At 65.2% G+C, this 13,682-nt stretch carries 10 protein-coding genes and 1 tRNA gene; 2 read left to right on the top strand and 9 right to left on the bottom strand.

What is annotated here, in order from left to right; all coding sequences use genetic code 11:
• Positions 1-81: 81 nt before the first annotated feature.
• From V5F49_RS15655 to V5F49_RS15625, 7 genes are all read right to left on the bottom strand, one after another.
• Positions 82-294, bottom strand: a complete 213-nt coding sequence (locus V5F49_RS15655) for a hypothetical protein (protein WP_238123798.1) — start codon at positions 292-294, stop codon at positions 82-84.
• A 429-nt stretch (positions 295-723) separates the two neighbouring features.
• Positions 724-1,356: a tyrosine-type recombinase/integrase gene (locus V5F49_RS15650; RefSeq protein WP_238123797.1), complete on the bottom strand. Its 633-nt coding sequence runs from the start codon at positions 1,354-1,356 to the stop codon at positions 724-726.
• A gap of 134 nt (positions 1,357-1,490) precedes the next feature.
• Positions 1,491-2,528, bottom strand: a complete 1,038-nt coding sequence (locus tag V5F49_RS15645) for a hypothetical protein (protein ID WP_238123796.1) — start codon at positions 2,526-2,528, stop codon at positions 1,491-1,493.
• A 1-nt stretch (position 2,529) separates the two neighbouring features.
• Positions 2,530-2,748 carry a KTSC domain-containing protein gene (locus tag V5F49_RS15640; protein ID WP_238123795.1) on the bottom strand — a complete coding sequence of 73 codons (219 nt, stop codon included), beginning with the start codon at positions 2,746-2,748 and terminating at the stop codon, positions 2,530-2,532.
• Between the two features lie 5 nt (positions 2,749-2,753).
• Positions 2,754-4,658 (bottom strand): ATP-binding protein, encoded by a 1,905-nt coding sequence (locus tag V5F49_RS15635; RefSeq protein WP_238123794.1) that lies wholly within the window; start codon positions 4,656-4,658, stop codon positions 2,754-2,756.
• Positions 4,645-5,847: an SIR2 family NAD-dependent protein deacylase gene (locus V5F49_RS15630; protein WP_238123793.1), complete on the bottom strand. Its 1,203-nt coding sequence runs from the start codon at positions 5,845-5,847 to the stop codon at positions 4,645-4,647. The genes V5F49_RS15635 and V5F49_RS15630 overlap by 14 nt, the downstream gene beginning before the upstream one ends.
• 655 nt (positions 5,848-6,502) lie before the next feature.
• Positions 6,503-6,579, bottom strand: a tRNA-Arg gene (locus V5F49_RS15625).
• A gap of 579 nt (positions 6,580-7,158) precedes the next feature.
• Here V5F49_RS15625 and V5F49_RS15620 point away from each other — a divergent pair.
• Both V5F49_RS15620 and V5F49_RS15615 read left to right on the top strand, forming a co-directional pair.
• On the top strand, positions 7,159-8,529 hold the full coding sequence (locus V5F49_RS15620; RefSeq protein WP_394117629.1) for a malonyl-CoA decarboxylase: 1,371 nt from the start codon (positions 7,159-7,161) through the stop codon (positions 8,527-8,529).
• Positions 8,530-8,559: 30 nt separating this feature from the next.
• A complete protein-coding gene (locus tag V5F49_RS15615; protein ID WP_394117630.1) occupies positions 8,560-10,089 on the top strand; it encodes a malonate--CoA ligase in 1,530 nt (509 codons plus the stop codon).
• A 146-nt stretch (positions 10,090-10,235) separates the two neighbouring features.
• Here the strand turns inward: V5F49_RS15615 and V5F49_RS15610 are convergent, their stop codons facing one another.
• Both V5F49_RS15610 and V5F49_RS15605 read right to left on the bottom strand, forming a co-directional pair.
• Positions 10,236-11,129, bottom strand: coding sequence for a transglutaminase family protein (locus tag V5F49_RS15610; RefSeq protein ID WP_394117631.1), 894 nt, complete (start codon positions 11,127-11,129; stop codon positions 10,236-10,238).
• Positions 11,130-11,136: 7 nt separating this feature from the next.
• Positions 11,137-13,647, bottom strand: coding sequence for a circularly permuted type 2 ATP-grasp protein (locus V5F49_RS15605; RefSeq protein ID WP_394117632.1), 2,511 nt, complete (start codon positions 13,645-13,647; stop codon positions 11,137-11,139).
• Positions 13,648-13,682 lie beyond the last annotated feature (35 nt).

The following is a 13,682-nucleotide window of genomic DNA, read 5'->3' as shown; positions in this document are numbered from 1 at the left end:
CCGGATCTACCGCAACCGCAAACATCGGGGTGGCCGATCCCCAGGCTACTGTGGTGGTGATCAGTTGACATCAGTCAACTGTCAGCAGCGGCGAGGCCCCATCGCCTCGAAGGTAGCTGCATCGAGGGCGACAACCTCAATATCGAGGTAATCCTTCACATCAGCGCCCTCGGGGACAAACATAATCGCCTTCTTCTTCGAGCCACTTTGCTTAGAGACGGACTTGCCGCCATCCTCCTCGAGCTTAACTGAATATTGTCCAATGCTCTGGCCCGAGCGATTGTCTTCAGCCATGGCGCGCCTCCCGTTCCTTCAACCGCAACAGATTAACTCAACGGCAAGCTAGAGGCAACGCGCTTTAACATCCGATACTGCGGAGCGGGACGCACGCGAAGTCGCTAGAGGCAGGCTGATCCGGAGACCTCCTGGATTCGCTTGAGCATAGCCGATAAGATGGCGCCTCTGGGGAGGGCGGAACCGGCCCCATCCAGAACCTCCCAGGCTGCCGGTCGACACGGTCATGCGGCCGTGCGCATCTATGACGCTTCTTCCCGGCAGCCGACGGGGAAGAAGCGGCCAAGTTCACCCGTTGAGTGAATGTCCACTTTCTTAGTCACCGGCGAGAAAACTGCCCGACGGGTTTCCACCCCAAGACCGACAGGCAGGCAACGTATCCTGCGGGTCAAAGCGGTCATCCGCGCTGCCTCGGATGACCGCCCATCTTCAGATTTCCGTCCGCTCTGCCAACAGCAGTGCGTCCTCCACGTCGACACCAAGATATCGGACCGTGTTCTCAATCTTGGAGTGACCGAGCAAGATCTGGATGGCGCGGATGTTGCCCGTCGCCTTGTAGATCATGGACGCCTTCGTGCGACGGAGCGAGTGAGTGCCATACTCCTCTTGGCGCAGGCCGATCGCGGTTACCCACTCGTCCACTAAGCGAGCATACTGCCTTGTGCTCATGTGGTGCGCGTGATCGATGCGGCTCGGAAAGGCATAGTCCTCAACGGTGCCGCCGCGCCGTTCCAGCCAAACCAGCAGGCTCGCTCTCACGTCGCTGGTGATCTCGAACTGGACGGGCCGCCCCGTCTTCTGCTGGACGACGATCGCGCGAGTCCTAATCCCCGGACCGGCGACCACATCACGGATCTTGATCTTGACCAGGTCGCAGCCGCGAAGCTTGCTGTCGATGGCCAGATCGAACAGCGCACGGTCACGAATGCGTCTTTCGCGATCGAGGAAGAATCGAATTGCCCAGATCTGTTTCTGAGTGAGAGGGCGCTTGGTGCCGACCAGCTTTCCGGCATTCCAAGCTGCACGCTCGCGGCTGGCATCGTCAAATTGAGAATGGCCCATGTGAGTTCTCCCTGGCCTTGATTGGCCAAGGGAGAAACGTCGAGGGAACCTACCGCAGAGGGGCCGTTTCCGGACTGGTAGGTTTAAAGCGCAAACCTCGATGAAGGCGACTGCAGGGGCGACATTTCACCATCTCATGAGCAAAGGTCGCTAATCTCGCGTTCGACAAGCCGGAAACGCTCCCTAACCTCTTCTCCCGCATAGAAAGCGAGCATGTCGTCCTTCGTGAGGGTCCCTTCGGCGAGAAACTTGATGAGGTAGCGCTGATTGAATTCAGCAAGAAGGATGCCTTTCTCGATCTGTACGAGGATCTGCTTCATATTGTCGATATTGGCGTTGACGAGATGCTTCACCAGCGCCATGTCGCGCGCATCCTTGATCAGCCGGTTCACGATGATCTTAAGGACGTCGGTGTCGAGCTCGAGCGTCTTCGCGTTGAGGGCGATGTCGCGCGCTAGCATGTAAGCGATGGCGAGGTTGCGATAATCGCCCTTCTGGGAATCGATAATCGCGATCAGCCCGATACCGGGGAGGAATTTCAGGTCCTGGACGGTGGCGAGTATACTGTTGTCGACGAGCGAGGCGTCGAAGACGATAATTCCGGCCTGCCCCTCGCGATTGGCCTGCGCTTCAAGTAGCTGGCTCCAGGCCGTATCCGCTTTTTTGGTGAAGACATCCTTGGTCTGGATGTCACCGAGGCGGATGCTCTTGTCGAACTTGCATTCGATCGCGATCCGTTTGCCGCTGTCGCCAGCAAGATGGCAAACAATGTCGCCCGTCTTGTTTCGACGGATTGCGCCGGCACGGTCGCCGGTCAGCTCGATACGGTCGGCGAGCTTCTGGCGATTAAAAAACTCCGACAAGAAGTCGGCGATGTCGGCCTCGGCGAGCACGCCCTTCACCGCCGACCGGTAGAAAAGCTCCTTCTTCATATCGAAGATGAGCTTCAGACTTTCGAGCTCAGTCCCGAGTTCGTTCGCTGTCCGCGAGAGGAAGCTCGAGAGCCGGTCCTCCATGAGAGCCAAGACACCGATATAAAGCGCCTTGTGAAGCTGTTCGTCGCGATCGATAGCAGGAACCTTGTTGAAAAACTCGAACAGGACCTTGTTGTCGACCTCGAAGGCACCAAACTGAACGCGACTATTTTTCTGGTCAAGGCTGACAAGTGGCATATTAGACCCGGCTGTAGCGATAGTGACCTTTGATGGTCGACGCGAGGAATGTCCCCTTCGATTCGGCCTGATCGAAGGCCTGCGCAATCTGCGGCGGCACATCGTAATAATGATAGCGGGTGCTGTTGAGAAACTCGACCTCGAGCAGCAGCTGTTTTTCATCGTAGCGGATTGCGGCGATGTTTGACGAGGTGAAGGGGGCGAATTCTTGCCAGGCCATATGTGTTATTCCTTCTTGATCGGTGTGGGGACCGGGTTCTGCTGGAGCCAGGTCTCGACAAAATATTGATAGTCCGTGGCGATGTGCATTTTCAGGTTCCAACCGCCTGGCGTCATCGAATCCTCGGGCGCGGCTTCGTCACAGATCAGCGGATCCTGACTGTCGGGGCGACGATCGCGAGGCGGCGCTTGGATCATTGTCCGCATCGGAAGCCTCACCGCTTCGCCGAGAATGATAGCCTCGCCGGTGCGCAGCACTGGCAACATGCTGGTCAAACCTTCAAGGTTGTCGGAGAGCGCGCTGGTCACATGTGAGCGATCGGTGGCGTTGCTCAGGCGCATCGCAAAGAAGGTTCCGCATTGTGACAGGATCGTGGGATTGATCTCGGCCGGGCGCTGGCTGACGATCATCGCGCCGATCCCATATTTGCGCCCTTCCTTGACGATGCGCTGGGTCGCGATTGAGGCGGCGCTGCTGCCATTGTCGCCAAGATAGCTGTGCGCTTCCTCCATCACGACCAACAGCGGGCGTTCGCGTCCACCCTCCGAGAGGTTCCGCGCCCAGAAGAGACCATCGTACAGGACGCGCAAGATGCTGCCGATGATATCGTTCGTGACCGTCGAGGGAATGCCTGACAGGTCGAGGATCGTGACCGGTTTGTCACTGCCGAGCCATTGACCGACGAGGTCGGCGAGCGTCTTGGTCGTCGTGCCGTCGAGCTCGGGATGCCAATCGCCGGCCTTCAGCAGGAAGTCGTAGCGCGCGACGCGAAGCCGGGCGCCGAGCGCCTCAAGTGGCCCGCGGATGTTGAGGACGTCCGGAAGCCAATTGATCTTCTCCGGATCAGAGGCGACATTCTTGACCTTGCGAAAGCGCGGTGGGACCCCGGCCTGCGCATCCCCCACGATCTTCGCGCCCATAGGATCGCCTTCGTAGGCCCAAGTCGCCTGATCTGATGGGTTTGCGCCACCGGCGCTGAGATAGGTTCCGAACTCCCGGCAATAGAGGTCATGCCAGAGTTTGTTGAGCGAGAAAGGCACCGGGCTATCGGCGGTGATGTTGGCTGAATCGACACCGGCGACCGGCTGCGCCGTTAGGGTTGCGATCTTGGCCTCGAGTATCTGCTCGAGGATGATGTTGCGTGCTTTTCCATCGGGCGGGAGGCTTCCAAACGTCACCCGAATGAGCTCATCGAAGCTAAGCGCCCAGAAAGGGATGCACAGCCGATGCTCATTGGCGTTGCGGGCATTCGGGCTGATCTTGAAGATATTCGCTCGGTCGCCGAGTGCCTTGCCATATTCGCCGTGGAGATCGAGCACGACGATCCGCGCCGACGGGAAGCGCCTTTCATCCGACAGGACGTTCAACAGCCCAGCGACTGTCGTCGACTTGCCTGAGCCGGTCGTCCCAACGACCGCGCTGTGGCGCGTCACGAGTTTGTTGACGTCGACAAGTGCGTCAATCGACTCGCTGCCTGCAACATGACCGACCCGGACCAGATGGTTCTGCTTGCCCGACCGCCCATAGATCGCCTGGAGATCTGCCTCAGAGACGAGATGGACCTCGTCCTCGAAGGTCGGATATTGCGAGATGCCGCGCTGGAACCGGCCTGTCCTGTAGCCTTCGCCGATCAGTTGAACTGTCATCCAGCGCAGCCCGTTGGGCATCGAAAGCGCGGCCTTCTCGGGAACCGCACTGGCGCCTACCTGCGACACGATCCCATAGAGGTCGACATAGCCGATCGGAATTTTAACAAAGCTACCGATCTGGCCGATTTTATGGCCCTGACCGTGGACAAAGCTCAGGCCCGAGAAGCGGTCCGACGTCAAGGTGACGCTGACCGACGTGCCGCTGACGTCTTGGACAGTGCCGATAACTGTTGCCCGGCTGGCTACATCAGGCTGGATCATCGCTCATCCCGTCGCCGGAGAGACCACGCAACAGCGCGCCGAGCGCAGCAAAGTCGCCTAGCCGCACGGTGACCTTGTCGCCATCTTTCACGAGGATGCTGGGCGGCAGTACAAGGTCATCCGCGCCGTCGCCTGTCCAGTCACCCGGTGTGCGGCCAATGATAGCCTTGTCGAAACCCAACAGGCTCAGATTCGGGGTCGCTAGCGCACACTGGCGCGCTAGCTTGTAGCTATCTGTCTCTAGGTCACCATAAACAAAGGCAAAAACATGCGCGGTCGGGTTCGCCTCGAGACTACGGCGTATGACGTCGTTGATATGCTCGTCTGCGAAGGAATAGCCACAGATGAAGAGCAGCGACGACGGCGCGAGCATGAAGGCCTTAAGTCGATCGAGCATCGCGAGATAGGGCATCTTGCGGCTCTGGTCATATTTGAGATGCGACGGATAGATTAGATAGCTCTGCTTATCGGTCTTCTCATCGGTTCGAACGACGACCGTCTCATTCTCCAGGCGCCAGTTGAGCGAGCCATGGATTTTCCACAGCCGGGCCCACCGCGGCGGCAGCAAGCCCTCGTCCTCAACGGCGCCGAGGTCGAAGAAAGCCTTCCGGGCACCGATGAAGCCGTCGAAATAGGGCGCCGAGCTTTCCTCGAGAGCTTGCTCCATCAGCAGGTCGTAATTGGTCGTAAAGAAATGGACGGGCCGCTCACGACGGATCGAGCGACTCCAGATTGCAAGATTGTGATAAGGGCTGTCCTTTTTCGGAAGCGTACGAGTGACCTCCTTGGAGATCACCTTACAGACCTCGGAATCGAGCACTTCGAGCTCTGCTGCCGTGAGGCCTCGCACATTTCCGATGCCGGCGACGCTCGCGAATACGCGGATGCGGCTGAGGATCAGTTCAATATTGCCGCTGTTGCCGCCATCCTCCTTCACGATCTGAACGATCTTGTCCCAGCTCTTGGGGTTCGCGGGGTCCCCGCTGGACAGGGTCTTGGCAATCACCTTCGTCAGTCCAGCCACGTCCCATATCAGCGGGTCGGTGACAGTCTTCCCATCCTCCTCGCGCTCATTGACACGGATCGACAGCGGGCAGCCCGCGCCGAGGAAGAAGCCGATCGGTTTACGGTTCTGCGACAGCGCCTGCTGAATGAAGCTGATCTGTCGAACCGGATCATGTTTATGCATCTCACCCCCTAACCAGAATTCCCTCCCTGGTCCGGAATCATTGGTCCATAATCTTCTACCCGAACAGGCTGGACAAGTCGCGGCCCCGGAGAGTTACGATGAGCAAATGACTGCTTTGGGGCGCAAAGCGGACGTGGCAGCAAGGGGCAGCTATGGGTCATCTTTGCCCTTGCAAACAGGGCTACTCCCTTCGGCCCGATCGTTAGGGTTCGACAAATCCTGAAGTACAATCCCGTTGGAAGCGGAGAGGGGAGCCCCTGCTGCGGGTGCTGTGCCTGTCATTCAGAGCGGCGGGATAGCGCCCTCCTTTGCACGACGCATCCGTCACAGAGAGCGTTCAGATTAGCAACCAGGGAGCGAGAAGTGGAGGCGAGAGCTGGGCGGCGGGATGAAAGACGGAAGCTCCCGGTGCTTGTAAGGAAGACCTGATCACCGCAGCGAGGCATAGGGGGCTACCGACCTCGTGGCACGCCAGAGGCCGAGGGAGCCAGGGGCGCCAAGCCGAGCGTCTCATACACTGTCGAATTTTGGAGAAGACGGGATTCGTATGCAGTAAGGGCCGCTTTACAACCCTGCCAAGGCGGCCAATCAGCTTTCAGCGCGGGGACAAAAACGGGCGCCCCCACCCAACCGTCAAGACAACTATTAGTTGAAATGGTGCACCCGACACGATTCGAACGTGTGGCCTCCGCCTTCGGAGGGCGGCGCTCTATCCAGCTGAGCTACGGGTGCCTGCTGCTTACGCAGTGCTTACTCGGATTTCCTGCGAAAGTTAAGCTCCACGAGCCAACCCTCACAAGCCATTGAATTCAAAAACTCTTTTCTTCACACTTTGCGCATCGGCTGGCTTGACACGCGCCTTCGGAGGGCGGCGCTCTATCCAGCTGAGCTACGGGTGCTAGGCACTGGTGGGGCCTTCTTAATGGAAGCGACGGCCGGCGGCAACAGGGGGATGGGAGGGGCGCGGGGTGTCGTCCCCAGGTCCGGCGCCTGCCCGGCATCTCCCTGCGGCTGTTCGGATCATCCGGCAGGGTGACGGAAGGGCGCTCGGGTGAAAAGATCCCCGCATGCGGGCAGGCGCCACCAGGGAGGCGTGGGGCGGCGGACAGTCGGGGATGGCCGCCACGGGAACCGGAAGCCCCGCCGCGGGTCCCGCAGGGCGCGGGCGCAGGGAGCGCATGCGGTCGCGGGCCGGCGCCTCACCCGAAAGAGAGGTATCATCGTTCAACGCCGGCCTTGCCATTGCCCGCTTCCGGTTTTCCCATAGGGCGGGCGCAGGGCGCGGTCCGATACCAGCGGCGGGGCGATGCGATGAGTTCGAACACCTCCTTCTTCGGCGACCTGTTGACCACCATTGCGGAGCGCGGCCGCGCCCTCCTGGAGCGCAACGGGCGCGGCAGCGGTGCCACCAAGGCGGCGACGCTGGTGGAGCGCTGCGAGGCGCTGCTCTCCGGCCAGGGCGAAGCCTCGGGCGTGGCGCTCGCCACCGAGATCCTCGACCGCTACGGCCGCATGAAGACCGGCGAGCGCATCGCCTTCTTCGAGGCGCTGGCGGAGACCTTCGGTCCCGACCGGGCGCGGCTGGAGAAGGCCATCGAGAGCTATGGCCGCACCGGTTCCGACGCGGCGGCGGCCGAGCTCCACCTCGCCAGCGAGCCGCGCCGGCAGGAATTGTTCCGCCGCTTCAATCTCGCCCCGGGCGCCACCCTGTCGCTGGTGCGCATGCGCGAGCACCTGATGGACGCCATGGTGCACCGGCGCGACCTTGCACCGGTGGACCGGGATTTCGGCCACCTCTTCTCGTCCTGGTTCAACAGAGGCTTCCTCGTGCTCCGCCGCATCGACTGGTCCACCCCCGCCAACGTGCTCGAGAAGATCATCCGCTACGAGGCGGTTCATGCCATCCGCGACTGGAACGACCTGCGCGCCCGCGTCGATACCCCGGACCGGCGCTGCTACGCCTTCTTCCATCCCGCGCTGGTGGACGAGCCGCTGATCTTCGTCGAGGTGGCGCTGACGAAGGACATCCCCGGCGCCATCGCCCCGGTGCTGGACCAGGCGCGCGAGCATCTGGAGCCGGGCAAGGCCACCACCGCGGTGTTCTATTCCATCTCCAACTGCCAGCGCGGGCTGGGCGGCGTCTCGTTCGGCAACTTCCTCATCAAGCAGGTGGTGGAGGAAATCTCCCGCGAGATCCCCTCGCTCACCACCTTCGTCACCCTCTCTCCGGTGCCGGCGTTCCGCGCCTGGCTGGAGGCGGAGCGCAAGGCGGAGGCCTCCCCTGCCCTGTCCGCCGCCGACCGCGAGGCGCTGGCCGCCCTCGATGCACCGGACTGGGCCGAGAAGGAGGAGGTGCGCGCCGCGCTGGCACCGGTGCTCGCCGGCGCCGCAGCCTATTACTTCCTCGTGGCGCGCAGCAACAAGGGCAAGCCGGTGGACCCGGTGGCGCGCTTCCACCTCGGCAACGGGGCGCGGCTCGAGCGGATCAACCCCATGGGCGACCTCTCCGCCAAGGGCCTCGCCCAGGCGGCGGGGCTGATGGTGAACTACCGCTACGTGCTCACCGACATCGAGAAGAACCACGAGGCCTTCGCCGGCAAGGGCGAGGTGGTGGCCAGCGCCGCCGTGCGCAAGCTATTGAAGGCGGACGCCGCAAGCCGCGCGCTGGTTCCGCTGAACTGAGCCGGCCCCGGCCGCACGAGACGGAAGACGATGAGCGACAACCACCTCTTCGGCGCCATCCGCGCCGCCATGCCCGCCCTCGACACGCCCCTCGCCGTCCTCGACGACGGGCGGGTGGAAACCTATGGCGACGCGCTCGCCCTGTCCGGCCGGCTCGCCAGCCTGCTGGCGGCGCGCGGCGTGAAGCCCGGCGACCGGGTGGCGGTGCAGGTGGAGAAGTCCTGGCCGGCGCTCGCGCTCTATCTCGCCACCGTGCGGGCGGGCGCGGTCTATCTGCCGCTCAACACCGCCTATACCCTTGCCGAGGTGGAATATTTCCTCTCCGACGCGGAGCCGGCCCTGTTCGTCTGCCGGCCGCAGATCGAGGCCGAGGCACGCGCCCTCGCGGCCCGGCTCGGCGTCGGCTGCGTGGAGACGCTGGGGACGGATGGCGAGGGCTCGCTGACGCAGGCCGCCACCGGCTTTTCGCCCGACTTTGCCGACGTGCCGCGCGGGCCGGAGGATCTCGGCGGCATCCTCTACACCTCGGGCACCACCGGGCGCGCCAAGGGCGCCATGCTCAGCCACGACAACCTCCTGTCCAACGCGCTGACGCTGAAGGACTACTGGCGCTTCACCCGCGACGACGTGCTGATCCACGCCCTGCCCATCTTCCACACCCACGGGCTGTTCGTGGCGTCCAACATCATCCTGCTGGCTGGCGCGTCCATGATCTTCCGGGCGAAGTTCGACCCGCGCGAGGCGCTGGCGCTGATGGCGGCGGGCAAGGCGACGAGCCTCATGGGCGTGCCCACCTTCTACACCCGCCTGCTGGACCAGGAGGGCCTCACCGCCGAGGCGACGGCGGGCATGCGCCTGTTCGTCTCCGGCTCCGCGCCGCTTTTGGCGGAGACGCACCGCGCCTTCCGCGCCCGCACCGGCCACGCCATCCTCGAGCGCTACGGCATGACCGAGACCGGCATGAACACCTCCAACCCCTATGACGGCGAGCGCATCGCCGGCACGGTCGGCTTTCCCCTGCCCGGCATCTCGCTGCGCGTCACCGATCCGGAGACCGGCCGGGAGCTTGCAACCGGCGAGATCGGCATGATCGAGGTGAAGGGCCCCAACGTGTTCAAGGGCTACTGGCGCATGCCGGAGAAGACCGCCTCGGAGTTCCGCGACGGCTTCTTCATCACCGGCGACCTCGGGCGCATCGACGAGAAGGGCTATGTGAGCATCGTCGGCCGCGGCAAGGACCTCGTCATCACCGGCGGCTTCAACGTCTACCCCAAGGAAGTCGAGGGCGAGATCGACGCCATCCCCGGCGTGCTCGAAAGCGCGGTGATCGGCGTGGCGCATCCGGACTTCGGCGAAGGCGTGACGGCGGTGGTCGTGCCCGTGAAGGGGGCCACGCTGACCGAGGCGGACATCCACCACGCGCTGGAGAGCCGGCTCGCCAGGTTCAAGCAGCCCAAGCGGGTGTTCTTCGTGGACGACCTGCCGCGCAACACCATGGGCAAGGTGCAGAAGAACGTGCTGCGCGAGACCTACAAGGACATCTACCGCAGCGTGGCGTGAGGCGGGGCGGCGAGCGCATACCCGCCGGAAGCCGTCCACCCGCTGCGCACTGGCCTCCGCGCGGCGGCGGTACGTCTGACCTGCCCCAGCGCGGACGCCGCTGCGCTTGGCGCGCCTCAGCACGGATTGATTGTTCTTGACGTGCCTCAGCGCGTTGCGGGGATCACCGGCGCCACGTCCACCCCCACGGAGAGGATGTGGTCGCCGGAGGCGACGATGACCCCGTCCACCGGCGACACGTCTGCATAGTCGCGCCCGACGGCGAGGATGATGTGGTCGTCGCCGGCAGGGATGGCGTTGGTGGGATCAAGCCCGATCCAGCCGTGCTGCGGCCCGCACCAGATCTCCACCCAGGCATGGGTCGCGTCCGCCCCCTCCAGCCGCGGCTGGCCCTCGGGCGGGATGGTGCGCAGGTAGCCGGAGACGTAGCGCACCGGCAGGCCGAGGCCGCGCATGCCGGCGATCATCACCTGCGCGAAATCCTGGCACACGCCGGCCCGCGCGGTGAACGCCTCGTGCGGAGTCGTGGCCACATGGGTGGCGCCGGGCTGGTAGGCGAAATCGTCCTTGATGCGATGCATCAGCTCCAGCCCCGCCTCCAGCACCGGCCGGTCGCCGCGGAAGCTGGTCGCGGCCCAGTCGGTGATCTCGGAATCGAGCGGCACGGCGCGGCTCTGGAACAGGCCGTGCGCCGGCGCCTCCGGACCGAGGTCCGGCTGCTCCAGCGCCAGGGTGCGCACATCGTCCACCAGCGGCGTCTCCGCCGGATCGGGGAGCGGGCGGGAGGACACCTCGACACGGCTGCGGGTGGTGATCTGCAGATGGCCGTGCGGCTGGTCGATGGTCAGCCAGGCGAGGCCGTTGCCGAAGAAGTCGTGCCCGCGCGTGAGCTCGGCCGGCTCGGGGTCGATGTCCAGCATGTGGGCGATGACGTGCTGGTGGCCGGGCCGGTCCACCGGCGTCATGCGCAGCACCTGGCGCACCACGCGCACCGGCACCTGGTAGCTGTAGGAGGTGGTCTGGCGGATGTCGTAGAGCATGGCCGCCTCACATGGTCAGGGCGAGCGTCATCTCCGGGGAGTGGCCCTGGAGGAAATAATGGCTCGCGATCTCGTCGGAGAGCTCCATCAGCATCTTCTCCATGGCGTCGAACCATGCCGGCTCGAAGCTCTCGGCCGTGCTGGCGGCAAGCTCGGCCTGCATGCGCGCCACGAGGCGCTCCCACAAGGGCGGCGGGGCATCGGGATCACGTCCGGGCAGCACCTTCAGGTGGTTGCCCATGCGGTGCACCTGGAACGCCACCGAGCGCGGGTTGTCCGGGTCCAGCAGCACGAGGTCCAGCACCGGGCCCCGCGCCTCCATCATCACGTAGCGGGTGCGGTAGGTGATGAGGCTGTCCGCCACCTGCAGCAGCGCGTCGAGCGAGCCTTGCGGCGCGCCCTGCTCGCCGAAGGTGCGGGCGAAGCGCAGGGTGCCGATGGAGCGCTCGATGCGCCGCCCCAGCTCCAGGAAGCGCCAGCCGGTCAGCCGGTTCATGTTCTCGCTGGCGAGGCCCGAGAAGGCAGCGATGATGCGCAGCGCCTGGTCCGCCCGCTCGGCGGCGTCGGCTTCCGAAGGCGCGGTGGCGATGGGCGCGTCCACGCAGGCGTCGAGGTCCACCAGCGCCTTCCACGCATCCGGCGAGAAGCGGTCGCGGATCACGGAGGCGGCGGCGCGGGCGGCCTGCACCAGCTGCGGCAGGGCGCCGGGCACGTCGCGCCGCGTCAGCACCGCCACGGCGTAACGCGCCGGCGTGGCGCGGGCGAGGTCGCGCGGCATGGCGCCCCACGCGCCGAGCAGGCCGAGCAGGCGCGAGACCAGAGGACTGGTGCCGGTGTCGCCGCTCTCGGCAAGGCGGCCCACCAGCACGCGGGAGAGGCGCAGCGTCGCCTCGGCGCGCTCCACGTAGCGGCCGAGCCAGAACAGGTTGTCGGCCGCCCGGCTCGGCAGCGTGCCGGAGGAGCGGCGGACCTTCACGTTGTCCGGGCTCGGCAGCAGGGTGGTGTCCGCCACCTCGCCGTCGGCCAGCACCCAGACGTCCGCCGAGCGGTCGCCCTTCTGCATGGAGACGGCGCGCGCATCCGGCGCCGAGGAGATGCGGCAGAACCCGCCGGGCATCACCGCCCAGCCCTTGTCGGTGGCGGCGAGGAACACGCGCAGCATGAACGGGCGCGGGGTCAGCTTCTCGCCGGTCCAGACCGGCGTGGTGGAGAGGCGGGCGATGTCCTGTCCCACCACATCGGCGCCGCGCCGCGCCAGCAGCGTCGAGAGGCGGCGGCGGTCGGCGGCAGAGAGGTCCGCCCCCAGCACCGAGCCGCCATCCGGCATGCCGGGAAGCGAGCGGCCGAAGGCGGAGGAGATGACGAGCTCGTCCAGATGCTCCATCACCTGCGCGCGCTCGGCCGGCTGGCCGCACCACCAGGTTGCGACATGCGGCAGGCTGAGCGGCCGGCCGTAGACCCGCATGGCCACGCGCGGCAGGAAGGCGAGCAGCGCCGGCACCTCCACCAGCCCCGAGCCGAGCGCGTTGGCGAGCGACACGCCGCCCGTGCGCACCGCCTGCACCAGGCCGGGCACGCCGAGGCGGGACGAGGCGTTCAGCTCCAGCGGATCGGCGAAGTCCGCGTCGAGCCGGCGCAGCAGCACGTCGATGCGCCGCAGGCCCGCCACCGTGCGCACATGCAGCGTGTCGCCGCGCACGGTCAGGTCCTCGCCTTCCACCAGCAGGAAGCCGAGATAGCGGGCAAGGAGAGCGTGCTCGAAATAGGTCTCGTTGAGCGGCCCGGGGGTGAGCAGGCCGATGCGCCCCTCCCCCGTGCGGTCGAGCTTCAGCAGCGAGGTGCGCAGCGCCTGGAAGAAGGCGGCGACCCGCTGCATGTGCAGGTTGCGCGAGACGTCCGGCAGCGCGCGGGTGGAGGCGAGGCGGTTCTCCAGCGCATAGCCGGCGCCGGAAGGGGCCTGCGTGCGGTCCGCCAGCACCCACCAGCGCCCGTCGGGGCCGCGGCCCACGTCGGCGGCGTAGAGGCGCAGGAAGCGGCCGCCCTCGGGCTTCACCCCCACCAGCGGGCGCAGGAACTCGCAGCTGCCCGCCACCACCGCGGCCGGCAGGTCGCCGTCCGACACCAGATGGCCGGGGCCGTAGAGGTCCTGGAGCACGGTCTCCAGCAGCTCGGCCCGCTCGATGAGGCCGGCGGCCAGCACCTCCCAGTCGGCCTTGTCGATGAGCAGCGGCATGTGGCTGAGCGACCACGGCCGCTCGCCCCCGCCGGCATCGTCATAGACACGGTAGAAGACGCCGGAATCGCGCAGATAGCGATCGGCGGCGGAGAAGCGGCGACGCAGCTCCTCCGGCCCCAGCTCGGCCAGCGCGGCCAGGAAGGGCAGCCAGTGACGGCGCGGCTGGCCGTCCTGGTCCATCATTTCGTCGCGGATGCCTGGAAGTGTGCGGTAGCCGCCGATGAGGCTGTCGGCCGCGGCCCTCTCGAACACCTCGCTCCGCTGCTCGGCCCCCGACACCATCGTTCCTTCCGCGCCCAAGGTCCGGACGCTCCATT

This window comes from Xanthobacter lutulentifluminis (assembly GCF_043194675.2).
Taxonomy (GTDB): domain Bacteria; phylum Pseudomonadota; class Alphaproteobacteria; order Rhizobiales; family Xanthobacteraceae; genus Xanthobacter.
Note: the sequence above shows the minus strand (reverse complement) of the source record. Positions and strands in the feature narration are given on the sequence as shown.

What these genes read in the sequence shown, in the direction of transcription:
- V5F49_RS15650 (WP_238123797.1), bottom strand. Translation starts at nt 1,356, where the DNA reads ATGGGCCATTCTCAATTTGACGATGCCAGCCGCGAGCGTGCAGCTTGG.
- V5F49_RS15635 (WP_238123794.1), bottom strand. Translation starts at nt 4,658, where the DNA reads ATGATCCAGCCTGATGTAGCCAGCCGGGCAACAGTTATCGGCACTGTC.
- V5F49_RS15655 (WP_238123798.1), bottom strand. Translation starts at nt 294, where the DNA reads ATGGCTGAAGACAATCGCTCGGGCCAGAGCATTGGACAATATTCAGTT.
- V5F49_RS15610 (WP_394117631.1), bottom strand. Translation starts at nt 11,129, where the DNA reads ATGCTCTACGACATCCGCCAGACCACCTCCTACAGCTACCAGGTGCCG.
- V5F49_RS15630 (WP_238123793.1), bottom strand. Translation starts at nt 5,847, where the DNA reads ATGCATAAACATGATCCGGTTCGACAGATCAGCTTCATTCAGCAGGCG.
- V5F49_RS15645 (WP_238123796.1), bottom strand. Translation starts at nt 2,528, where the DNA reads ATGCCACTTGTCAGCCTTGACCAGAAAAATAGTCGCGTTCAGTTTGGT.
- V5F49_RS15615 (WP_394117630.1), top strand. Translation starts at nt 8,560, where the DNA reads ATGAGCGACAACCACCTCTTCGGCGCCATCCGCGCCGCCATGCCCGCC.
- V5F49_RS15640 (WP_238123795.1), bottom strand. Translation starts at nt 2,748, where the DNA reads ATGGCCTGGCAAGAATTCGCCCCCTTCACCTCGTCAAACATCGCCGCA.
- V5F49_RS15605 (WP_394117632.1), bottom strand. Translation starts at nt 13,647, where the DNA reads ATGGTGTCGGGGGCCGAGCAGCGGAGCGAGGTGTTCGAGAGGGCCGCG.
- V5F49_RS15620 (WP_394117629.1), top strand. Translation starts at nt 7,159, where the DNA reads ATGAGTTCGAACACCTCCTTCTTCGGCGACCTGTTGACCACCATTGCG.